Annotated in this window: 20 protein-coding genes; 10 read left to right on the forward strand and 10 right to left on the reverse strand. The window is 40.6% G+C overall.

Going from position 1 to position 24070, the window contains the following annotated elements; genetic code table 11:
• Window positions 1-77: 77 nt before the first annotated feature.
• The 7 genes from NY014_RS07395 to NY014_RS07425 all read right to left on the reverse strand — a co-directional run bounded on the left by NY014_RS07395 (window position 78) and on the right by NY014_RS07425 (window position 10668).
• Window positions 78-905, reverse strand: a complete 828-nt coding sequence (locus NY014_RS07395) for a DUF4843 domain-containing protein (RefSeq protein ID WP_259413920.1) — start codon at window positions 903-905, stop codon at window positions 78-80.
• 15 nt (window positions 906-920) lie between these two features.
• A complete protein-coding gene (locus tag NY014_RS07400; RefSeq protein WP_259413921.1) occupies window positions 921-2363 on the reverse strand; it encodes a RagB/SusD family nutrient uptake outer membrane protein in 1443 nt (480 codons plus the stop codon).
• 13 nt (window positions 2364-2376) lie between these two features.
• Window positions 2377-5358, reverse strand: coding sequence for a SusC/RagA family TonB-linked outer membrane protein (locus NY014_RS07405; protein WP_259413922.1), 2982 nt, complete (start codon window positions 5356-5358; stop codon window positions 2377-2379).
• A 451-nt stretch (window positions 5359-5809) separates the two neighbouring features.
• Window positions 5810-7732 (reverse strand): OmpA family protein, encoded by a 1923-nt coding sequence (locus tag NY014_RS07410; protein ID WP_259413923.1) that lies wholly within the window; start codon window positions 7730-7732, stop codon window positions 5810-5812.
• A gap of 4 nt (window positions 7733-7736) precedes the next feature.
• Window positions 7737-8363: a 7-carboxy-7-deazaguanine synthase QueE gene (locus NY014_RS07415; RefSeq protein WP_259413924.1), complete on the reverse strand. Its 627-nt coding sequence runs from the start codon at window positions 8361-8363 to the stop codon at window positions 7737-7739.
• Window positions 8364-8494: 131 nt separating this feature from the next.
• The gene (locus tag NY014_RS07420; RefSeq protein ID WP_259413925.1) at window positions 8495-8932 is read right to left on the reverse strand and encodes a GNAT family N-acetyltransferase; all 438 of its coding nucleotides are present in this window, start codon (window positions 8930-8932) and stop codon (window positions 8495-8497) included.
• A 146-nt stretch (window positions 8933-9078) separates the two neighbouring features.
• Window positions 9079-10668, reverse strand: a complete 1590-nt coding sequence (locus NY014_RS07425; RefSeq protein ID WP_259413926.1) for a peptidase dimerization domain-containing protein — start codon at window positions 10666-10668, stop codon at window positions 9079-9081.
• A 171-nt stretch (window positions 10669-10839) separates the two neighbouring features.
• Here NY014_RS07425 and leuS point away from each other — a divergent pair, with 171 nt between their 5' ends.
• Window positions 10840-13614, forward strand: a complete 2775-nt coding sequence (gene leuS, locus NY014_RS07430) for a leucine--tRNA ligase (RefSeq protein ID WP_259413927.1) — start codon at window positions 10840-10842, stop codon at window positions 13612-13614.
• 85 nt (window positions 13615-13699) lie between these two features.
• Window positions 13700-14746 carry a glycosyltransferase family 4 protein gene (locus tag NY014_RS07435; RefSeq protein WP_259413928.1) on the forward strand — a complete coding sequence of 349 codons (1047 nt, stop codon included), beginning with the start codon at window positions 13700-13702 and terminating at the stop codon, window positions 14744-14746.
• Here NY014_RS07435 and NY014_RS07440 read toward each other — a convergent pair.
• Window positions 14725-14916 (reverse strand): helix-turn-helix domain-containing protein, encoded by a 192-nt coding sequence (locus NY014_RS07440; protein WP_259413929.1) that lies wholly within the window; start codon window positions 14914-14916, stop codon window positions 14725-14727. The two genes, NY014_RS07435 and NY014_RS07440, sit on opposite strands and share 22 nt — an antisense overlap.
• Window positions 14917-15123: 207 nt before the next feature.
• Between NY014_RS07440 and NY014_RS07445 the strand changes: the two genes are divergently transcribed.
• The 6 genes from NY014_RS07445 (at window position 15124) to NY014_RS07470 (ending at window position 20065) form a co-directional block, all read left to right on the forward strand.
• Window positions 15124-15735 (forward strand): DUF2202 domain-containing protein, encoded by a 612-nt coding sequence (locus tag NY014_RS07445; RefSeq protein WP_259413930.1) that lies wholly within the window; start codon window positions 15124-15126, stop codon window positions 15733-15735.
• 4 nt (window positions 15736-15739) lie between these two features.
• Window positions 15740-16210 (forward strand): c-type cytochrome, encoded by a 471-nt coding sequence (locus tag NY014_RS07450; protein WP_259413931.1) that lies wholly within the window; start codon window positions 15740-15742, stop codon window positions 16208-16210.
• A gap of 69 nt (window positions 16211-16279) precedes the next feature.
• Entirely contained in the window at window positions 16280-16939 is a 660-nt protein-coding gene (locus NY014_RS07455) for a peroxiredoxin (RefSeq protein WP_259413932.1), read from the forward strand.
• 478 nt (window positions 16940-17417) lie between these two features.
• Window positions 17418-18581, forward strand: a complete 1164-nt coding sequence (locus NY014_RS07460; RefSeq protein ID WP_259413933.1) for a dipeptidase — start codon at window positions 17418-17420, stop codon at window positions 18579-18581.
• 3 nt (window positions 18582-18584) lie between these two features.
• Window positions 18585-19310 (forward strand): VIT1/CCC1 transporter family protein, encoded by a 726-nt coding sequence (locus NY014_RS07465; protein WP_259413934.1) that lies wholly within the window; start codon window positions 18585-18587, stop codon window positions 19308-19310.
• The gene (locus NY014_RS07470; RefSeq protein ID WP_259413935.1) at window positions 19310-20065 is read left to right on the forward strand and encodes a DUF5995 family protein; all 756 of its coding nucleotides are present in this window, start codon (window positions 19310-19312) and stop codon (window positions 20063-20065) included. Before NY014_RS07465 ends, NY014_RS07470 begins: the two co-directional genes overlap by 1 nt.
• Before the next feature lie 9 nt (window positions 20066-20074).
• Here NY014_RS07470 and NY014_RS07475 read toward each other — a convergent pair whose 3' ends face one another.
• The gene (locus tag NY014_RS07475; RefSeq protein ID WP_259413936.1) at window positions 20075-21175 is read right to left on the reverse strand and encodes a DUF4407 domain-containing protein; all 1101 of its coding nucleotides are present in this window, start codon (window positions 21173-21175) and stop codon (window positions 20075-20077) included.
• Window positions 21176-21487: 312 nt separating this feature from the next.
• Between NY014_RS07475 and NY014_RS07480 the strand changes: the two genes are divergently transcribed.
• The gene (locus tag NY014_RS07480) at window positions 21488-22147 is read left to right on the forward strand and encodes a GDSL-type esterase/lipase family protein (protein WP_259413937.1); all 660 of its coding nucleotides are present in this window, start codon (window positions 21488-21490) and stop codon (window positions 22145-22147) included.
• A gap of 27 nt (window positions 22148-22174) precedes the next feature.
• On the opposite strand, the gene NY014_RS07485 is transcribed toward NY014_RS07480, so the two are convergent.
• Window positions 22175-22771 (reverse strand): hypothetical protein, encoded by a 597-nt coding sequence (locus NY014_RS07485; protein WP_259413938.1) that lies wholly within the window; start codon window positions 22769-22771, stop codon window positions 22175-22177.
• 181 nt (window positions 22772-22952) lie between these two features.
• Here NY014_RS07485 and msrA point away from each other — a divergent pair, with 181 nt between their 5' ends.
• Window positions 22953-24062: a peptide-methionine (S)-S-oxide reductase MsrA gene (gene msrA, locus NY014_RS07490; RefSeq protein WP_259413939.1), complete on the forward strand. Its 1110-nt coding sequence runs from the start codon at window positions 22953-22955 to the stop codon at window positions 24060-24062.
• The last annotated feature ends 8 nt before the right edge of the window (window positions 24063-24070 follow it).

Raw genomic sequence — 24070 nt, forward strand, 5'->3', positions numbered from 1 at the left:
ATGTTATTTTTTCTGACTGGTAGCCATAAAACAAAAAAGGAGGGAAATCCCTCCTTTTTTGAGTTAAAATATGTGAATTAGTTTTTCACCAAAGTAGTAGTACCATTGATTCCATTATTTGGATCACTCCAGTACAATACCAAGGTATTAGTAGCTGGATCAAAAGATCCTTCAAATGGTTCAACTGAAGGTGCAGAGATATTGAATTGTCTTTGACCAGGTCTCAAGAAGGTCAAAACATTACAATTGTCACCATAAATAGCTTGCTGAGTGGTACTAAAACCAAAAGCAGCATATAGGCCTGCAGAAATATCAGAAACTACATATTCACCCACAGCACCATCTACTGGTACAACTGTAACTTCAGCGGTGAAGGTACCGAAACGTGACTGACTAGTAGCAGTCCAAGTGTCAGATGCAGTAGAAATATTGGATTCACAAATCACATTGATGTTTACATCTAAATCTCCATAGTTATCTGATACTTCAGCACCAGTAGCAGCTTCCATCACCAATTTCAAAACTGGAGACTCAGAAGGGTCGATATTTCCAGTAAGTACATTAACTGGGAAAGTAGCAACAAACTGTCCAGCAGGAATCGTTACAGAAGCACCGGTAAAGTCTACGTGTACTCCTTGAACTGCAGTTGAAGCAGGGTCTACACCAATAGATACAGTAATTTCTCTAGAAGCATCGGTAGACACTCGGTTTACCTGAATATCAACCACATCAACTTGATCAGCTGTTCTTCTAACCTGAGTAACTGTGAATCCGTTTGGTAAGTTACCATCTTGAAATTCAACTTCATTCCCTTGAAAGAAGGCGTCTCTCCCTGGATCATCGAAGCAGGAAGTTATTGCCAGCATGGCAAATACAACTGCTAAATAGCTATATATCTTTTTCATGATTCTTTCTATTTATTAATTATAACCAGGGTTTTGCTCCAACTGATCGTTCAACAATAATTGGTCAGTAGGAAGCGGAGGTAGGATACGATAATCGGTGTAAGGAATATCCTCAAATCGTCCAGCCTTAGGAATAGCCATTCCATTTCGCTTCAAGTCAAACCATCTGTGACCTTCCAAAGCAAACTCTAGTCTTCGCTCAAGCATAATTGCATCGAATAGCGCAGAACCAGAAGCAGAGATCTCAAATTCCTCAAGACCACGGTTAGCACGCAAAGCATTCACATCAGCTCTTGCACCTGCTTCATCACCTGTTCTATAACGAGCTTCAGCTCTGATCAAGTACAATTCAGCAGCACGGATGATAGGAAGGTTTTCCAAGAAATCACCTTTGTGTCCTAACCACTTTGCAGAACGATAAACAGTTCCATCTGCTCCAGAACGAGTAGTTTCAACCCAAGCATCTCTTCTTACATCATTATCATCATAAGCATCTATCAAATCATCTGTAGCAGTTGCAATGAACTGAGCACTCGCGAATACGTTTGCAGTCAATGAGCAAACTGAGTTGTTTACGCCGTCTACAGTAGACCAGTCATTGGAACGGATCTCAATCTCAAACAAAGACTCTGGGTTTGGAGCTGTAGAGAATCCAGCTATGTAATTATCTGGAGTAGCCAAACCAGTTCCGTCATCTGCAAGACCGAAAGAAGCCATAGCAGCAGTAGCTGTAGCAGCTGCTTCTGCAAACTTGGAATCATAAAGATATACTCGAGCTAGAAGTGCCTGAGCAGACCCTCTGCTTGCTCGGTAAACACCAGTAGTACCCATACTTGCATTAGGCAAAAGGTTGATAGCAGCCTGCAAGTCAGAGATGATTTGATCATAAACCTGACGGTTAGTAGCTCTAGCACGGAAATCCGCATCAGAGAAACCAAGGGTAGGAGTAGTTCTCAAAATCACGGACTTATCCCAGCCGTTTACCTCTTTACCTGGCTCGTATCCGTAGATTCTAGCCATATCGAAGTACATCAAAGCTCTCAAAAACAATGCTTCGCCTTTTACTTGTTGTCTTTGAGTAGCATCACCAGGGATATTTTCCTCATCATCAATCTGGGACAAAACGATGTTCGTTGTATTAATACCAGACCAGAACCCGGTATTCCAAATGTTTATATGAGATCTGTCTGTATTTTGCTCCTGACCAATATATCTACCGGTATTTGCAATAATTCTTAGATTATCAGCCATGATCTCAGGTGCAATAATTAATTGCTGACCATAGCGATTGAAGTTTCTAAGAGTACCATAGGCAGTCAAACCAAGAGCCTCCAAACCATCAACATCGGCAAGCGCTGTTTCAGGTGTCAAACTCTGTCTTGGTTGAGTTTCCAAATCTGTACAAGATGCTGCCAAAATAGCACCACCCAATACCAATGTTTTTACTATATGTTTCATTTCTATTTTCTGATTAGAAGGTTAGCGTTACACCTGCAGAGATTTGTCTTCCGTTAGGGAATCGTCCGATAGAAACGTTTTCAGCGATACCAACTACTTCAGGATCTTGTCCAGTGTACTTAGTGAATGTTGCTAAGTTCATTCCTTGAACGAACGCGCTCAAACCTTGCATACCGATTTTCTGAGCTGCAGAAGATGGAAGTACATAGTTCAATGTTACCTGCTTCAAACGTACATAACCACCATCACTCAAGAATCGAGTAGAGAAGGTATCGATGTTAGAAGTACCTGGTGCCTGACCACCTTCATAAGGACGGCCTACTGTAGTGATATCTCCAGGCTGTCTCCAGTAATCCAATTGGTTAATTCTTAGGTTACCAGTTGATGCACCCCAGTCTTCTAGGTTAAACATATCTTGGTTACCTGCCAAGTTTCCAAATTGTCCTTGGAAGAATACCTCCAAAGAAAGTGGACCATAGGAGAAAGTATTAGCTAGACCTCCGTAGCTTCCAGGGAAGCCACTACCTCTGTAATCAAGAGTAGACTCACCTACGATGTAAGTATAACCTCCATTACCATCGTCGTACATAGCACGTCCGTTAGCAGGGTTAACCCCTAGGAATTGGTGAGTATACCAGAATGAAATAGGTTTTCCAACGATCAAGGAGTTACCGATTCTATCCAAGTCATCATACAATTCCATCAACTCATTCTCCAAGAATGTGATGTTGAAAGCAGTACTCCACTGGAATTTGCCTGCAACCACGTTAACAGTCTGCAAATCGAAGTCGATACCTTGGTTTCTAACTTTACCTGTATTTCTGGTGATAGAACCGAATCCGGAATCAGTAGGAAGTGGGGTGTTGAACAACAGAGCTTCAGAATCTCTTCTCCAGAAGTCAACTGTACCGATGATTCGACCATTGAAGATTGTCCAGTCCAAACCAATGTTCGTGGTTACTGATTCTTCCCAAGTCAACAAGTCATTACCCAACTGGGAAAGACCTAGAGTACCGTTTCCAAGATACTGACCAGTGTTTCCAACCAATGTTCTTGAAGCAAAGTTCGCAATGTTGGAGTTACCAGTGATACCGAAGGAAGCTCTCAATCTCAAATTGTCAAGCCAAGTAAGCCCTTCCATGAAGCTCTCTGAAGAAATTCTCCATCCTACGGAAGCAGCACCAAAAGTACCCCATCTATTTTTCTCACCGAATCGAGAGTGACCGTCACGACGGATAGTAAAATCAGCCGTATATCTGTCGTCGTAGTCATATTTTACTTGACCGAAGAAACCTGCTCTCTTGAATTCGGTAAAGAAACCACCTACTGCAAATGGAGTAGCAGCGTTTTGTAGATATCTTAAAGTTGGATTAGCAAATCCTCGACCTGTAGCAGTAGTTTCCTCATTTTGGAAACCTTTGTACTCATAACCTACCAAACCAGACACTGTGTGGACGTCATTGAATTTTTTGTTGAAGTTCAAGTTGTGGTTGGTATTGAAGTTATTTCTTCTTTCGTCAGCATAGAAAGACTGACCTCCAAAAGAGGAGAATACTGGAATAGTAGAAGGACGGTTGTTTTCGTCTCTGTTGTCAGCGAAGTCAATACCAAAGTAAGAAGTCCAAGACAACCATGGAGTCAATTGATAGTTCAACTGCAAGTTAGATACAGTCTGTACAGTAGTACCTTGTCTCAATTCTTCATAAACACCCTGTACGATGTTGTAACCGAAGTTGTGGTTAGAAGGATAATCAGCCTTGAAAGATCCGTCCTCATTGTAGATAGGTACATTAGGTCTCATGGTGAAACCAGCAGAGAAAGGACCGTTTACGAAGTTACCATTAGCGATAGTACCGAAAGTACGCTGATACGCCAAAGAGAAATTCGCTCCGATGGTTAATTTCTTATTTGGTCTGTGAGTCACATTCAAACGACCAGTTGCTCTTTCATACTTAGACTGAATGATTTGTCCTTCTTGAGCAGTGTATGACCCAGAAAGATAGAAGTTAGTCTTGTCATCACCGCCAGAAACTGACAAATCATAGATAGACATACGTCCATTTCTATACAATTCATCAACCCAGTCATAAGACTGCAAGTTTGGATCTTCGGGATCTCCATAAGTAACAGCAGCGTTAGCAGGATTCAAGCCGGCATTAAGATATGCTTGTCTTTTGATTCCAGCTAGTTGGCTAGCATTCATTACTTCGTACAAGTTCAATGGCTGAACGATACCTTCCTGAACTGAAACTTTTGTTTTGGTTGTTCCTTTGCCACCTTTCTTAGTAGTAATCAAAACTACACCGTTTGCAGCTTGAGCACCATAAATGGAAGCAGCAGCAGCATCTTTCAATACCTCAATAGACTCAATATCATTAGGGTTGATAGATGCCAAAGCATTTTGCGGACCTTGACCAGAAAGAGAACCAGTTCCAAGCTGAACACCGTCTACAATGTATAGAGGCTCGTTTCCAGCGTTAATCGAACCGACACCTCGGATTCGTACGTTCAAGGTACCACCTGGAGCACCACTTGTCGAAGTTACTTGCACACCAGCAATACGACCCTGCATCGCACGGTCAAAAGACTGCACAGGTAGGTTTTCGAATACCTCACCTTTTACGGATGCAATTGCACCAGTAATTTCTCTTTTTGACTGATCACCGTAAGAAGTAATCACAAATTCAGAGAGAGACTGAACATCAGGCTCCATCACTACATCGATGGTGGTCTGATTTCCAATCACTACCTCTTGCTGTCTCAAGCCCACAAAGCTGAAGACCAACACATTACTTCCGGCAGGAACAGAGATGGAATATTTCCCATCCAAATCGGTAGCTGTACCGATTGTCGTTCCCTTCACCAGAACTGTAGCTCCTGGTACTCCCAAGTTATCTTCCGAAGAAGTAACCGTACCAGTAATCACGCGATTCTGAGCAAACACCACTGCGCTGCCCAAGAAAAGCATGAGTCCTAGAAGTAAAACTTTCCTCATATTTGGTTTGATTATGGTTTAAATTAGACTCAATGATATCCCATATCTTTGAATACTCCAAAAGCAATACTTAGAAAAATCACAATTGTTTAAGAGCAACAGTTCCTATTTTTAAAGCTCTTAAGCTTTTAATCAAAATTTTATTTTGTTTCTAAGCATCTCTTCCTCTTTTTCCAAAAATTATTAAGATTAACCAATTGTTAACAAAAGTTAATTCTAGTTGAGAAAAATGAAAAATCTTCCAAAAAAGTAAATCCAACCCCAATTTCAGGCATTTATTTTTCAAAATTGATTTTTACCAAAATATTATATAAACCCTCTTTAAAAAGGGTTAATATTTATAAAGCATCCTTATTTATAAAAAAATAAATATCTAAACGGGTAAAAAATTATTATATAAACGGTGGGTTGTTTTTTATCAATCCGGCAAAAAAAGCTGAGAACGAATCTTTTAAAGAATAGTAATCGTGATTCTTCGATTCAAAGCTTGATTCCGGGCATTTGTATTAGGCACCATAGGTTCTCTGTCTCCCTTTCCTTCTACAGCAGCCCGACCTTCATGCACTCCTTCTTTGATTAAAAAATTACGAACGCTTTCAGCCCGCATCAAACTTAGCCTCTGATTATACCCTGGATTACCCACATTATCCGTATGCCCTGTAATCATGATATTTACATTCGGGTTTTCTCCCAAGAATTTGATCAACCGACGGAGGGAACTCAAAGATTCTGGCTTCAGATCATATTTATCAAAATCAAAAAATACATTTTCGAATACAAACTCTTCACCCGAAGCAACAGGTGTCAGTGCTACCTCCATATTCTTTACATTCTGAATACTATCCCGCTGCACATTATAGATCTTCGGCAAGTAACCCTTCTTTTCAACGTAAAGCCCTGATATTGAATTCTCAGGGTATAGCATCATAAACTCTCCCGTTTTTCCATCAGCCTTAAATTCATAAAGCGTGCTATCATTAGTCAATGACACCAAAGACAAAGTAGCATCAATGGGCTCCCCCGTTTTAGAATTAAAGACCTTTCCACCTGTTACTGTCAGATTGTCTCCCAAATATATATCCTGGGGGAAATTGAAACGATATAGTAAAGCCCGGTCATTTTCCTTCTGCTGTGTAGTGAGTTCCGTGAAATAGGCATAGTCTTTTTGAGCTGTAATAAATAGAGCTACCTGATCCAATTGATCATTAATCGGTAGTCCAAGGTTTTCGGGTTTTGAAAACTCCCCATCTTTTACCCTTGAAAGAAAAATATCCATCCCCCCAAATCCCTGATGACCATTGGAAGCAAAGAAGAGAATCTCATTATTGAAAAACATAAATGGTGAAATCTCATCCTTCTGCGTATTCACCACACTTCCAAGATTTTTAGCCTCAGACCAGCTTCCATCTTCTTTTCTTACTGAATACCAAATATCATTTCCTCCAAAACCTCCTTTTCTATTAGAAGAGAAAAACAAAACTCTACCATCTGCAGAAAGAGAAGGCTGTGAATCCCATTCCCTTGAATTCACATTTTTGCCCATGTTTTGAGGACGTTGCCATTTGTTATTGACTTTGTAAGCCACATACAAATCACAACTTCCCTGAGAATCCGGCGCATCACAAGAAGTATAAATCAAAATATTCCCATCAGCGGTCACCGAGCAGGTTCCTTCATTGTAAGGGGAATTAATCGTCTCAGCGATACTCGCTGGCTTGGTCCATTCCCCACTTTCGTTCATAAAAGCGGTGTAAATATCCTCCTTGTCAAAATTCCCTATTCCATCCCGCTTAGTAAAAAGGATCTGTTTTCCATCTGCAGTTAAAACAGGGAAATATTGAAGCCTAAATTCATTTAATGGACTTTGGAGTCTTTCCTTATCGATGGATAGTGCATTTCCTAATTGGCTTTCGAGAAATGCCATCAATTCCTTCATCTCCTTATAATAGACGCTGGTTTTGAAAGAATTTTCCAGGATGGGATCAATTTCCTCGAATTGATTGTATGCTTCCTGAAACTCCCCTCGCTTTAAAAAAATATTGGTGTAAACCCAACCAATGTCTGCTGCATGCTTGGGTTTGGCATTTTTTCCGGATAAACGAGCTTTACCCAAATCAGCCACTTCCTGCGCCTTATCCAAGTCTCCAGTCGTGATATATAACTGAGACATTTTCACGTAGGCCTCCAAAAAAGAACGCTCACGGGAGATGGCTGCTTGAAATTTTTCAATAGCCTCGTCATACCGTCTTTCTCGGATCAATTGCTCTCCTTCTTCATAGTACCGGATAGCCCTGCCATCAATGATGGAATATTGCTGGGCGATCAGACAATAGGAAGGGATAAGAAATAAAATGCAGAAGAAAAGGCTGCGCATGAATTTATGGGATGTCCATAAATTTATGAGTTTGTAGGGATATTTTCCAAGCCGGGCGCTTTTTGATGTATTCAATAATCTCTGAAGTGAAGCGATCTGCCCTACTCCACTCAGGCTGAAGACGTAGTTCACAAGTCGAATTTACTTGTGCAGCATGGGTCTCTGCAAAATCAAAATCACTTGGATGGAAAACAACTACTTTTAGCTCGTTAGCTACCTGATAGATAGAGGGATGTGGCTTTTTGAATTTCTTTGGAGAAAAGCAAACCCAATCAAATTCTCCTGAAAAAGGATGAGCTCCGGACGTTTCAATATGAGTGGAAAATCCTTTCTCTTTCAAAAGTTGAGTAAGGGGAAATAAATTATACATTAGAGGCTCACCTCCAGTAATCACAACCAGCCTTCCAGGATAAGCCAAGGCTCCTTCGATGATTTCTTCAATGGAAATGATAGGCCACTTTTCAGCTTCCCAGGATTCTTTTACATCACACCAAACACATCCCACATCGCAGCCTCCTAGCCTAATAAAATAAGCTGGGTGCCCTGAAAATCTCCCTTCTCCCTGGATGGTGTAAAAAGCCTCCATGACTGGAAGCTGTAGGCCGGCGGCCACAAGTTCTTGAGTTGTCATTTTAATTTTTGGTAAAGCGGGTGATCGAACCGCTGAATGAGGCGCAAAGGTAGGATGAAAGTTGGAAGGTTGCAAAGTGGAAAAGTTGGAAGGTTAAGTTGTCAAACTTTTCAACTTTTCACCTTTCCACTTTACAACTCCTTCCGCATGACAACTCGATAATCCTCCACCCCTCCTTTTGGAATTACTTCCATGATTTTAAATCCTCTTTGAAGACCAAAATTGATCATGGCGGGGAATCGGTTTCTGGTTTTGAAATAAATGGCTCGAAAACCCTTTTCCTTAGCCCAATTCTCTTGGTAATCTGCTAAAGCATTGGCAATACCCATTTTCCGATAGTCGGGTATCACCCCTCCCATCCATGAATAAAAAATTTCAGGAGTATCACTTTGATAGCCAACTTTGAAACCCAACAACTTGCCGTCCCTTTCCGCCACCAAAGCCAAATAAAGTCGATGCTTTAATTGATCCACATAAAAATCCAAAGAAGCCTTTCCGGGAAACTCAGGAATCCGCTCATGCACCCAGAGGAGCTCTTCGGGAGAAGCATGACGGATTTTAAACTGCATGTTTTTTTGTAATTACGATTTACGAATGACGATTTACGACGTCTTAAAGAAACTCAACCCTAATTTCACTTGGCTAAACTTCAGAATTTTAGGATTGAGGTTCAAAATAGTGTCGTAAATCAAAAATCGTAAATCGTAAATGAAGATCAATCTTTTTTAATCGTCGGATATGTCACTCCCAATTGCTCCAAATAGGTATCATACTTCGTCTCATCATAATAGAACTTCTCCAATTCAGGCCGGAATTTCTTCATGATTTCAGAATTAAGATAGATTGGTGGTGCATCATCTTTGGTAATCATTGGCTTATACTGCTCTTCTTTTGTCTGCACATTATTGAAGTAATCCCAAGCTTGATCAACTAGTTCAGGCTGTAGTAAAAAGTCCAAAATAGTCATTGCTTCCACCTTTGCTCCTGCAGTGACTCCCTTATGAGCTATAGGTGTAGCCATCGCAATTGCATTACTCCAATGATGCCCTGGCAAACCCGGAATATTGGATGGAAAACGCAAAGTCACGGTTGGAACAACCCAAGACACGTCTCCAATATCATCCGATCCTCCACTTCGAAGTTCTTCAACAGGTTTTCCTAATTCGCTCAATTCTGTCGCAAGCCCTCTTTCCTCTGAACCCATTTCTTTTTGTACAGCCTTCGCTAGGGTCTGATCGTTTTCATCCCATTCTGGCAAACCAACCTTTTGGATATTTTCAAACATGGTTTCAGCGATCACCTTATTAAAGTGACGTGGCCATGCTGTACCCAAAATTTTATAAGTCATTTCGGTGTCAGTCATCAAGGCAGCTCCTTTAGCAATATTGGTTGCCTGCTGATACATTTCCATGATTCCATCATACTTTACATCGCGGAAATAATACCAAATGGAAGCTTTAGAAGGAACTACATTTGGCTGATCGCCACCATCGGTAATTACTGAATGTGACCTTTTCAAAGGATGTAAATGCTCCCGCTTGTAATTCCAACCGATATTCATGAGTTCCACTGCATCAGCGGCACTTTTCCCTCTCCATGGTGCTCCTGCCGCATGAGCCGCATCACCTGAAAAAGAATATTCTACCGAAATCAAACCTGTTCCAGAAGCCTGTCCCCAACTTACCGCTAGATTATTGGCAACGTGAGTGAAAATACACAGATCGACTTCCTCGAATAATCCATCGCGGGTGTACCAAGCCTTGGCAGCCACTAATTCCTCAGCAATTCCCGGCCAAAGAATTAATGTTCCTCCAATATTTTCACGTTCCATGATTTGCTTCACTGCCAAAGCTGCTGTGATATTCAAAGGAATCCCGGAATTGTGACCTTCACCATGACCCGGAGCACCTTCTACAATAGGTTTGTGATAAGCTACGCCGGGATATTGGGAAGCTTTTGGAATATCATCCACATCCGAGCCAAGAGCGATCACTGGACCATCCCCATTACTCCAAACTGCCCACCAAGCTGTGGGAATTCCAGATATCCCTTTCTCAATGGTAAATCCATTTTCCTCAAGGATGCCTGTTAAATACTTGGAAGATTCTATTTCCTGAAAACCCAATTCGGCAAAGCTGAATACTTTATCTACCATCACTTGGCTTTGCTTGTGATTTGCTTGGACGATTTCAGCTGCCTCGGCCTTCAGAGCTTCAATTTGTTTAGGGGAATACTTTTTCTGTGAGTAGCCTGCTATACTGATTCCCAAAAGCAAGGCGAGGCTTATTCCTGTAATTTTTTTCATATGATTGGTGGGTTGAATGGATGGAATTTACCAAAAAGCTGAAAACTAGTCTAAAAAAATTGATCAAAGGAAAAATCTGCTTGTTGGAGGTTTTGAAAGTTTGGCTACCAAAGCCGTCTTATTTTTCTATTTTTGCAGGCTGTTAGCTAAAAAATCAAGAATTCATCAACCATGGCGGAATATAATTTCAGGGAAATCGAACAAAAGTGGCAAAGCTACTGGAGAGAAAACGGAACCTTCAAAGCTGAAGTAGATCCTAATCGAGAAAAGTTTTATTCTCTGGACATGTTTCCATATCCATCTGGAGCAGGTCTTCACGTAGGACACCCGCTGGGTTACATCGCTTCTGATATCGTCAGCCGATTCAAGATGCTCAAAGGGTTTAATGTCCTTCATCCCATGGGATATGATTCTTTTGGCTTGCCAGCTGAGCAGTATGCTATCCAAACAGGCCAACATCCGGCATTAACTACTGAGCAAAATATTACTCGCTACACGGAGCAACTGAAAAATATCGGCTTTGCTTTCGACTGGGATCGGGAAGTTCGCACATCAGATCCATCTTATTACAAGTGGACGCAGTGGATTTTTATGCAGCTTTTCAAAAGCTATTATGATTTGGAAGCGGACAAAGCCATGCCTATTGCTGACTTGGTAAAGCGATTTGCAAAAGAGGGGAATTCTGGCGTGAAAGCTGTATGTGATGATGAGACCCCAATTTTTACAGCAACAGAATGGAATGCTTTTTCAGAAAAAGAAAAGCAGGAAATGCTGCTTCGATATAAACTCACCTACTTGGCAGAAACTACCGTTAACTGGTGCCCAGCTTTGGGCACGGTACTTTCCAATGATGAGGTAAAGGATGGTTTTTCGGAAAGAGGTGGTCATCCCGTCGAGCGAAAGAAAATGATGCAATGGTCCATGCGGATCACTGCTTATGCTGATCGCTTGCTTCAGGGATTGGAAAAAGTAGATTGGTCAGAGCCAATCAAAGAAATGCAGCGCAATTGGATAGGAAAGTCAATCGGCGCGGAGGTCCTTTTTGAAATTAAAGGCTCTGACAAAAAAATCAAGGTCTTCACTACTCGGGTCGATACCATTTTTGGAGTAACCTATTTGGCCTTGGCACCAGAGTCAGATTTGGCTGCTGAGTTGATTACTGACGATCAACGAGAAACCGCTGAAGCTTATATCGAAGTAGCTAAAAATCGCTCCGAACGTGAGCGAATGAGCGATGTAAAAACCATTTCCGGTGCCTTCACAGGTTCTTATGCGATCAATCCATTCAATGGAGAAGAAATCCAGATTTGGGTAGCGGATTATGTATTGGCTGGATATGGAACAGGCGCTGTGATGGCGGTGCCAGCCCATGATGAGCGAGATTATAATTTTGCGAAGCACTTCGGATTAGAAATCAGGCAAGTAATTGAAGGATCCATGGAAAATGGATCTTTCCCAGGGAAGGACGGTCTAATTATCAATTCTGGCTTCATTTCAGGCTTGTACATGAAAGAAGCTATGCAAAAATGCATTGAATTCTTGGAGGAAAAAGGAATAGGAAAGGGCAAAATCCAATACCGGATGCGCGATGCGATTTTCACTCGACAGCGTTATTGGGGCGAGCCACTTCCAGTTTACTTCAAAGACGGCCTTCCCTATTTGATCGATGAAAGGGATCTTCCGCTAGTCCTTCCTGAGGTTGATAAATATTTACCAACTGAAGATGGAGAGCCTCCACTAGGGCGAGCAAAAAACTGGACCTACAAAACAGAAGATGGGGAATATCCTTTGGAACTTTCCACTATGCCAGGTTGGGCAGGATCAAGTTGGTATTTCTTCCGATACATGGACCCAAAAAACGATCAGGTTTTCGCAGACAAAGCAAAAACTGATTACTGGGGTGCCGTGGACTTATATATCGGTGGTTCAGAACATGCTACCGGTCACTTGTTGTATTCACGCTTCTGGACGAAATTTTTGTATGATATCGGGGCTGTGAGCATAGACGAGCCTTTCCAAAAAATGATCAACCAAGGGATGATCCAAGGTCGATCAAATTTTGTGTATCGAATTAAAGGAACAAACACCTTTGTCTCCCTTGGATTGAAGGATCAATATGACACTTCTGCCATGCATGTGGACGTGAATATTGTTCATAATGATCAGTTGAATTTGGAGAAATTCAAAGCATGGAGACCTGACTTGGCTGATGCTGAATTCATTTTGGAAGATGGAAAATACATCTGTGGTGCTGAGGTAGAAAAGATGTCCAAGTCCAAGTATAACGTGGTCAATCCGGACGATATCATCGAGCGCTATGGAGCGGATACCTTGAGATTGTATGAAATGTTCTTGGGTCCTTTAGAACAATTCAAACCTTGGAACACCAATGGAATTGACGGAGTATTCAAGTTCCTTCGAAAACTTTGGAACCTTTACCATAATGCCAAAGGAGAATTTGAAGTTTCAGATGCTCCTGCGAGCAAGGAAGAATTAAAAGCCCTTCATAAGGCAATCAAAAAAATGGAAGAGGACATGGCCTCCTATGTGTTCAATACATCCGTTTCCTCATTCATGATTTGCGTGAATGAATTGACTGCTTTGAAATGTAAAAAGCGGGAAGTGCTTGAACCATTAGCTGTTTTGATTTCTCCTTATGCACCTCACGTAGCAGAAGAGCTTTGGGCATTATTGGGGCATCAAGGATCTGTAACCACAGCATCATTCCCTGAATTCAAGGAAGAATATTTGGTGGAAAGCAACTTTGAATATCCAATCATGATCAATGGAAAGATGCGCTCGAAAGTATCCCTGCCATTGGATCTGAACAAAGAGGATATTGAAAAAGCAGCTTTGGCCGATGAAACTGTTCAAAAATGGCTGGAAGGAAAGGCACCGAAGAAAGTGATTGTCGTTCCAGGCAAAATCGTGAACTTGGTTATCTAACCTGGAATAAATCATAGAAGAAGGGGAAGCTTAGTTTCCCCTTTTTCATTTTAGAGCTTACCTTAGCTTTTCCAATTTTACACCCATGATTATTTATACATTTCCGGTTCACACTTCCTTCATTGAAAGAGATCTGGAAATGATCCGTCCGGAATCAAAAATCCGCCCATTAGTATTTACTATTAAGCCCCTTTTTCTTCCCTTTTTCTTAATCATTCAATTTTTTCAATTGCTCTGGTTTTTACCCAGAACCAGCCAATACCTCTGCTTTTTTGGAGGGTATCACAGTGTACTTCCTGTTTGGTTTGGGAAAATCTTCGGGAAAAGATGCACCATCCAAGCCGGCGGAATGGATTGTATGAACATGCCTCAAATTGGCTATGGGAATTTCAGAAAAAAGTGGCTACGAAAAGCCACCGTTTATTCTTTTAAAAATTGCTCTTTGATTCTCCCCGTTGCAAAGGTTTTGGTCAAGCAGAATTATTCCTTTGACCCTACTCTTCCAAAGAGTCAAGGCTTTTTCAATTTAATTCCTGACTTAAAAACACCCATTCAAGTCATTCCAAATGGATTTGACACAGAATTCTGGAAGAATCAAAATATGCCCCGAAATGCCTGGAGCTTTTTATCCGTAGCAACCGGTACATCAGACTCAACTCGTGCTCAAGTCAAAGGATTTGATATGATTGAAGAATTAGCCAAATATCATCCTGATTGGCATTTCACCTTAGTCGGAGATTCAGCTTATCAGCCAAAGAGTTCGAATATTGAAGTTTTGGGAAAATTGGATTCGGAAAAACTTCGAGAACTTTATAATTCCAATCAGTTTTACCTGCAACTTTCTACCACAGAGGGATTCCCAAATGCATTGGGAGAAGCGATGGCATGTGGATGTATTCCGATAGGTTCCGCTGTTGGTGCGATTCCAGAAATTATTGGCGATTGCGGGACAATTTTGGCAAAAAAGGATCTCAAGCTCTTGGAAAATTTGATCCAAGAATTAGTAAAAGAAGACTTGAATGAATTGTCTAAAAATGCCTCTTCCCGAATTACCCAAAACTTCTCTTTCGAAAAACGAAAAAAGGCCCTTTTAGAGGCCTTAGGATTGAATTATTCGAGCAATTCAATCTGATTCCGATTCACACGAACCACCCCTCTCTGCTCTAATTTTTTCAGCAAGCGAGTAATCACTTCCCGACTGGAATTTAATTCCTGAGCTATTTGCTGATGGGTTTTGTGGATGATAGAACTTTGACTTGCAGCAGAATTTTTTTCCAAATACTCTAGCAAACGCTCATCCATTCGATGAAAGGCAATTCCATCTACCTGGATAATGGCTTATTATTTTAATTATCCATAGCCTTGATCCGGATGATTTTTAAATTCAAAATTAAAATTCCCAAGAAAAAATTAAGCTGGATTAAAATAGTTATTAACAATTCTGCGTGAGAAAAATCACAGCTTTTTGAAGGAATCTGGAGCAATTTCAGGAATCTAAACTTAGAAATAATGAAAAAGCTCCTCATACCTTTATTGATTCTGTTGGTAAGCCTTGGGGGCTGCCAAGAATCAGAAACGCCAAGTACAACTCCTGTGCTTAGCAATGCAGAATTAGCCTCTCTCCTATTTACAAGAGAAGAAGAAAAACTAGCTCATGATGTGTATCTATACGCATTTCAAGTTCACGGTTTGCAGGTCTTTCAAAACATTGCAAATAGCGAATCTCAACATGTTGCATCTGTCCTAAACCTAATGGATTCATATTCTGTAGCGGATCCACTCTCTGGCAGTACCGTTATAGGTCAATTCAGCGATCAGAATTTGCTTCAACTCTATGTAGAACTCACAGCTAGAGTTGATCAATCTTTGGAAGAAGCAGTTTTAGTCGGGTTGCTGATAGAAGACATGGACATTCTTGATCTTCAAATGGCAATAGCCGAAACTCAGCAGACAGCCATTATCAATGTCTATACTCAGCTTCAATGTGGCTCTGAAAACCACATGCGCTCTTTCTATAATCAAGCAACCTTATTAGATGTGGAATACAGCCCAGCATACATCAGCCAACTTGAGTTTGATACCATTGTAAACTCTTCCAGAACTAGCTGTCAGCCGAACTAATCTTATGAATCAATTTCTTCTTTCCGTTCTTTTGTTCCTAAGCCTATCTTGGATGGCTGAGGAAAAACTACCGCAAACTCCTAGTCAGCCTATTCATCCAGAGGATCCGGCCTTAGCTGAAGAAGGATTGGTTTTGTTGCAAAGGCATTGCTATACCTGCCACAATCCAAAATCAAAATCCCATGATGAGATTATTGCTCCTCCACTCTGGGGAGTAAAAAACCATTACCTCAAAGCTTATCCTGAAAAAGAATCATTTACTAAGGCTCTAACAAGCTTCGTTCAAAACCCAAATGAAGAAAAAGCCTTGATGAAAGGCCCTATTAAACGTTTTGGGCTGATGCCAAAGCCAGTGATTTCTGATTCTGATCTTGAAAAGATTGTGGAATACATTTATGAAAACGAGATCGAAAATCCTGCATGGCACATAGAAAAAGACAATCACAAAAATGAATCAAAACAGCTTCTGGAGTGACCAAGGTCACGATTGAAGCCTTAGAACTGAATTAGATTTGTTCTATCAAATAACAAAATCGATAACACAATGAATACTGAAAACGAAATGATCACTATGCCAAGAATCGGCGACCAAGCTCCCGATTTTGTGGCGATGACTACCACAGGGAAAATCAAATTCTCTGAATACATTAAGGATAGCTGGACAATCTTATTTTCCCACCCAGCTGACTTTACGCCAGTTTGTACCACAGAAATGAGTGGTTTTGCTTTGGATCAAAAATTCTTTGATGAGCGAGGCACCAAATTGATCGGATTGAGTATTGACTCTATCCACGCGCACATCGCTTGGGTAAACAATGTGAAGAAAAACACAGGCGTATTGTTCGAATTCCCAATTATCGCGGATATCGACATGAGTGTTTCCAAGTTGTATGGAATGCTTCAACCTGGAGAAAGTGAAACTGCTGCAGTTCGTGCAGTTTTCTTCATCGATCCAAGTGGAAAAATCCGATTAATCATGTATTACCCATTGAATGTGGGAAGAAACATGGATGAGATCAAACGTGCTTTGATCGCACTTCAAACTGCTGACAAATACAAAGTAGCTCTTCCGCTTAACTGGACTCCAGGTGAGAAAGCGATCGTTCCTCCACCAAAAACTGTAGAGGAAATGAAAGAGCGAGAAGCTAGTGATTATGAAATGGTAGACTTCTATCTGGCAAAGAAAGATTTGCCTGATGCATAGATATTTTTTGGATTAAAGGGTTAATTGATGAGAAAGCCTCTCCGAATTTTCGGGGAGGTTTTTTTGTAACCCTTTATTTGAACACTCGATTTTTCAAAGATTTTAATTTGAAAATCAAAAACCATTTTTTCGCTTTTTAACAAAATTTTTAAAGAGACAAGGTCTTTTTGAAACCATTTTTTAAAAACTCAACAAAAAATCTAGAATATCCATAAAAAAAGAAAGCCTGTTTTTTCAAACAGGCTTCTTTCATGGGTCCATTGTTGATTAAGTAAAACCAAATAAACTTTGGCAATTCTCAGCATCAATTCAATTTTGAGATACCAAAATTTCTTAAACATACAAAAATAGAAGTGATTATTCCAAATTCAGAAAAATATTTTTCTGCCCTTTTTTAAAAAAAATTATATCTCCTTGATCAAGTTCCAAAATCCAAATGAAAGAACTTTCTTAAATTAAGCAAGAATACCCCCAGCCTATGAAAAAAGTACTGATTTTCTTAGTAGCCCTTTTTGTGATCTACCTGATAGGTATCAATACGGTACCCTCCTACATCGAAGCTGAACGAAATCCAGTGAAAATGGAATCTCCTTACCAAGTATCCAAAGATGCACAGCAGCTCTACGATCGCTTGGACTTTATATCCGACCTTCATTGTGATGCCTTGCTGTGGGGAAGGGATTTGACCGAGCGAGGAGATAGAGGACATGTAGATTTTCCAAGAATGCGCGAGGCTAATGTGAGCTTGGAGATGTTTACTATCGTTTCGAAGTCTCCTGCTGGACAAAATATGCAGGAAAACAGCGAGGACACCTTTGACAATATCACTCCCCTGACCATCATGAAGGGAGAAAGCCCACTGAATTGGTTTAGTTTAATCAATCGTACGCTATCCCAAGCTCAAAAATTGGAAGGCTTTGTGGCCAAAGAAAAAGGTAAGGCGATTTTGGTGAAAACAAAGGCGGATTTGCAGGAACTTATTGAGAAAAGAAAGTCAGACCCCACAGTCATCGGAGCTATGCTGGGAATAGAGGGAGCGCATGCCTTAGAAGGAAGTTTTGAGAATCTGGAAGCAGTTTATGAAGCAGGAATCCGAATGATTGGCCCTACCCATTTTTTTGATAATGAATTAGGCGGATCAGCACACGGAGAAAGTGGAGAAGGGCTATCAGAATTTGGTAAGCAAGTCATAAGACGAATGAATGAGCTCGGAATTTTTATTGACTTAGCACACTCCTCTCCTGCGATAGTCGAGGATGTATTGGAGCTTTCCACCAAGCCAGTCATGGTTTCTCATACAGGAGTCAGGGCTGTTTTAGATTCTCAACGTAATTTGAGTGACGAGCAAATCAAGAAAATTGCTCAAAATGGAGGAATCATAGGTATTGCTTTTTTCGATATGGCGGTTGGAAACCCGGAGCTCCCCAATATCATTGCCTCGATCAAGCATGTACGTGATTTGGTTGGAATCGAATATGTGGCACTGGGCTCAGATTATGATGGATCTGTGGCAGTACCTTTTGACATTACAGGTTTGCCACTGATTGTGGAAGGGCTTATGAAAGAAGGATTCACAGAAGCTGAAATTAGAGCTGTCATGGGCGAAAATGTCAAAAACTTTTTCCTGAAAAACCTTAACTAACCCATGGAAGAAAAGTATCACCAAGACGCTGAAAAATTCGGAAAACTTCAGGAATACCTGCGGGAATTTGTTTATGGAGGGATAGATGGCGCTGTCACCACTTTTGCCGTGGTAGCAGGTGGATTTGGAGCTAATTTAGACACCGGTGTTATTATAATTTTAGGCTTTGCTAATTTGCTCGCAGACGGATTTTCCATGTCGGTAGGAGCATTCCTATCTGCAAAATCGGAACGTGAGAATTTCAAAAAACATGAAAAAATCGAATACTGGGAAGTAGAAAACCTCCCGCATTTAGAGCGGGAAGAGATCCGTGATATTTATAGAGGCAAGGGATTTAAGGGAGAACTTTTGGAAAAAGTAGTGGACCAAATTTGTTCGGACAAAGATCTTTGGGTAGCGGAAATGATGAAGGATGAACTGGAAATGATGCAGGACAATAAAAGCCCTCTCAAAATTGGACTTGCTACTTTGATTTCATTCATTTTGGTTGGTTTTATTCCTTTGATGGTTTATTTGATTGATTTTTTCAGCCAAATAGAAAAACACATCTTTTTGTACACAAGCATACTGACTGGCTTTGCATTTCTCCTAATCGGGTGGATGAAAAGCTGGGTAAATCAAACCTCTGCTACCAAAAGCATCCTTGAAACTTTGGCACTTGGCTTTTTGGCGGCTTTGGTTGCATACTATGTTGGAGATCTTTTAGAGGAATTTTTCATCAAGAAATAATGAATACCATCCAAGAAGTCTTAAATCAGTTGGATAACATCGTGGCTGAATGCCGAAATAATCAAAGTCGAATTGGTTATTTCACCGTGTTATATAGACAGGTAACTCGAAGGGTTCGAGATGGGATTTTGGCAGGTGAATTTGAGGATAATGAGCGGATGGAAGTCTTGGATGTACTTTTTGCCAAGCGATTCATTGATGCTTATGAGGAATGGAAATCAGGAAAAACCCCAACAGAAAGCTGGCGATTAGCTTTTGAAGCAAGCGAAAACTCAAAGCACCTGGTATTGCAGCACTTATTTTTAGGAATTAATGCCCATATAAATCTAGATTTGGGTATAGCAGCGTCTGAAACAATGAAGGGTAAAGAACTATCTGGAATTAAAGGGGATTTTGACCAAATCAATTCCCTGCTTTCAGAATTAGTGGATGATGTCAAAGCTAACATTAGCAAGGTATCTCCGATTTTCGGATTGCTGATTCCTTTGGCAAAGGGAAAAGACGAACTGTTTCTCAATTTCTCCATTCAATTGGCTAGAGATGGGGCCTGGAAATATGCGAATGAATATCATTTATCCACGAATCAAATTCAGGAGATAAAAAATCGAGATAAAACCATTGGGGAACTTGCCCGAAAACTGATCAACCCAGAAAAATTCTTAGGATTCTTAATTCGAATAATAGGTTTTGCAGAATGGAAATCCGTCAGCAAAACTATGGATCAGCTAGATTCAATGATCCCAGAGAAAATCTAAAATAGATTTTCAACCCATCCCTTCGATTTCTCTACTGGTTTCCACCTCGTTTTTTCGATTGGTCTTTTCTTTTTTCAACTGCATGGAATAAAAATGGGTCCCTTGAAAATAATCAACCCGAGCGTCTGATTCTCCTTTTGCAAAAGTCCATTTTTCTCCTTTGAAAAGCTTCACTTTATCCTCATGGAGTTCCAATAGTTCATCATATGGCCCCCGCGGAGAAATTAATTTCACAAAAATCGGCGCAGTCTCAATGGCAATAAACAATAGCATGATAAAGACATTTGCCAAGGCCATTGCCCCACTTTCCTCAGTCAAAGCTGACAAGGCGTCCATTCTTGCCGCTAAGCCATCAAAGCCCTCTATTCCGGGTTGCTGCTTTTCAAATTCCTGCTGACGCAACGCCATGAATTCCCGGATTTGTGCCTCCAATGTGTCTATACGAACTTGATTTCTTTCTCTCAAAGAATTTAACGCAGACTGTGCTGCATCCAATTGCTGCTCTTTCTTTTTAGCATTGGTTCCCAAGCCTACAATCCCACTAGTACTTGTGGTTTTTTCTCCAAATCGTTCTGCATCATATTCTTGCTGGAGTTTATCCCGAAAGGCCTCCGCTTCCTTCACCTCTAGCTTGAGTGTATCAATCTTCGCCTCCAGTTCCTGAATTTCAGGAAAACCCTTAGCCAGATTAGCTTTTGATTGAGCAATGAATTCTGTCTTTTTCTCATCCAATTTTCGATTGATCTCTCGCTCAAACATTTTCAATTCCAGGGGTTTGGAAATCACCAAGGCAAGCAATACAGCCAATACCAATCGGGGAATAGCCAATTTCCATTCAGCCCAAGCATTTTCCTTTTTTCGCATACTGGACACTATGAATCTATCCAGATTAAAAATCATCAAACCCCAAAGCAGCCCAAAACCAATTGCTGGCCAAATCGATTGGAAAACCGTAAATAGTGCGTAGCCTGCAGCCAAAGCAGCCAATACTCCTGTAAAAAATACGGTAGCACCTATCCCAACATATTTATTGGACTCAGTGGGAGTTCGTTTTAAGATGGAAAAGTTTGCGCCACTACAAAACCAGAAAAAACGGGTAAGTGAATTCATAAAGGAAGAGTTTGGTGATTGACCATTAGGATAACGTCTAGAATCATCTAATTAGATACCAAAATCAGGAGATTGAGTCGAATTGAGTGATTCTGGGACGGAAAGGCCATTTTTAGGGATAAAAAATCAAAAAGGACAATTTGGTGTTTTGATCGGATTGTTCGGATCCGTGCAAAAGATGAACGGTTTTGGTTCAGTCGATTTTTGATTTATGTTTGATTTCAAAAAAAAGCCCTGACGGGCGGATGACAATTAGAAGAATAATTACATTAGGCGAATTCCTTGTGGCCGCTTAAAACAAATAACATACTCATGAAAAAAGCAGGCTTTCTCATTTTCTTAACCTTTTTAGGATTCGTGGCATTTTCCTTCAGTCAAGAAGTTCCATTCGACAACGAGGTAAAGGAAATCAATAAGCGAATCAAGCGGGATGGATATCAAGTTGGCAGCACTTTATTTACAGGGAGTTCTTCCATCCGCCTTTGGGAAAGTTTGCAGAATGATTTCCCTGATTACCCAATTATTAACACTGGGTTTGGAGGCTCAAAAGCCTCTGATTTGAAAAGGCATTTGTATCCTTTGGTACTTCAGTTTAAGCCTTCTCGGGTTTTTATTTATGAAGGGGACAATGATATTCAAGCAGGCTTGACTCCGGAGGAAATCATAAATGATTTAGAGCAAATCGTTTTACGGATTCAAGTAGTAGACCCTGGCACTCAGATTTTTTTAATCAGCGCTAAGCCAAGTCCTTCTCGATGGGATAAAAAAGAAAATTACTTAAAGCTAAATGAAGAAATGAAAGCTTTTTGTGAGAAAAAGGAAGGAGTTGAATTTGTAGATGTGTGGGATATCATGATAGATGAAAAAGGAGAGCCTATTTCAAGCATTTTTATTGAGGATCAATTGCACATGAATGAAGATGGCTATGAGCTCTGGAAAAAAGTTTTTGGGAGGCATTTTCCAGAAAAATAAAATAGCTCCCTAATGGCGTGAAGATGCTTAAGGTCCAAAAATCCGAAGTGATACTGCCAAAATGATCTGTTGAGAACGGAAGCTTCGATCCTGACCAAGAATCCGCTCAAGATTAATTTTTTGATCATTGAATTCACGCTCATAGCGAAGATCCAATCCCACAGGCCCGATAGCTACTCCCAATCCAAATTGATAGCCTAATCGAAGCCGCTTGTTGAATTCATCGACCTGGGAAGGAAGGAAATTGTCTTTTAAGGTATAATGAGCAGAAGGTCCTCCAAAAGCAGTAAGTACCTGAAAGAGCCGAATTCCAACTAAAACAGGGACATCTAGTCGTTTGGAAAATGCTTCCCCATTGACAGTCTGAAATCTCGTTTCAGTATATACCAATTCGGGTCTCAAATAGATGTCATAGGAATTCATGGTATAAAAAAGCCCGGCATGATACCCGACATTCCCCAAGGGATCTTCCCATACTTTTCCCAGATCTTTAAAATACTTGCCTGAGGTATTATAATTTGTTCCAAACTTTATCCCCAAGCCTGAACCCTGCTGGGCAAAGCTTTGAAAAGAGAAGACAAAAAGGATGACAAATGCGATAATTCCAATCCGTGATTTTTCCATAACCCTTTTCTTTTTGTTATTGACAAGCCTTTAAAGGCTAAATTTTGGACCGAATTCTAACCCGCTTAAAGAATTTATTCGTATCTGTTGGGGTAGATTCAAACAGAAGCCAATCCAAATGGTTTATGAATTGGTTCAAATTCAAGACCAAAATTCGAACTCAAGAAAAATTTATTTGATAATGTTTATTTCAAAAATCAAAAAGCTACCCATGTATAGTTTGATTTTGAGCCTTTTTCTCGCTTGTAGCAGTCCTACGGAGAATCAGGCCGAACAATCCATTGCTCCTTCCGATGCTGAAAAATTAGCTCAATTCAGCGGAAGAACTGAACTCGCCACCTTCGCCGGAGGCTGTTTTTGGTGTGTAGAAGCACCTTTTGAAGATTTAGATGGTGTGATCACTGTAATCTCAGGTTACGCGGGAGGAAAAGAAAAGAACCCCACTTATGGAGAAGTAAGTAGTGGAAGAACTTCACATCAGGAATCTGTACAAATCACCTTTGACCCAGAAGTGATCAGTTATTCAGAATTAGTGGATATTTTCTGGCAAACCTATGATCCCACGGATGTGGGAGGATCTTTTTATGACAGAGGCTCTCAATATGAGTCTGCTATTTTTTATCACTCCGCTGAGCAAAAGAAAGTAGCCGAAGAGTCTAAAAAGCTACTCGACAAATCAGGACGATTTGAAAAACCAGTAGCAACTCCTATCATTAAATACACCAATTTCTATCCTGCTGAAGAGTATCATCAGGATTACTACAAGAAAAACCCGGTAGACTATTATGCCTATAGAAAAGGTAGTGGTAGAGATGCTTTTATTAAAAAACACTGGCCGGAATTGAGCGAAGAAAAATACACAGCTCCTTCTAAAAAGGAATTGAAAGAGACTCTTACTCCTATGCAATATGAGGTGACCATGGAAGACGCTACCGAATTTGCATTCCAAAATGAATACAATGGAAATAAGGAAGAAGGAATCTACGTTTGCATTGTCTCTGGCGCACCATTGTTCAGCTCAAAGGATAAGTACGAATCAGGTTCGGGATGGCCTAGTTTCACCAAACCAATCGACGCAAGGTTTCTTGAAAAGCCAATTGATAAGAGTTTGGGAATGACACGCGTGGAAGTGAGAAGCAAATTTGGAAATAGCCATGTGGGACATGTCTTCTACGACGGTCCAGCACCAACGGGCTTGAGATATTGCATGAATTCAGCAGCGATGAAATTCATTCCAAAATCTGAAATGGAAGCAGCAGGGTATGGAGAATATTTGTGGCTGGTGGATTAAAAAATTTA

This window comes from Algoriphagus limi, from assembly GCF_024919275.1.
GTDB classification, from domain to species: domain Bacteria; phylum Bacteroidota; class Bacteroidia; order Cytophagales; family Cyclobacteriaceae; genus Algoriphagus; species Algoriphagus limi.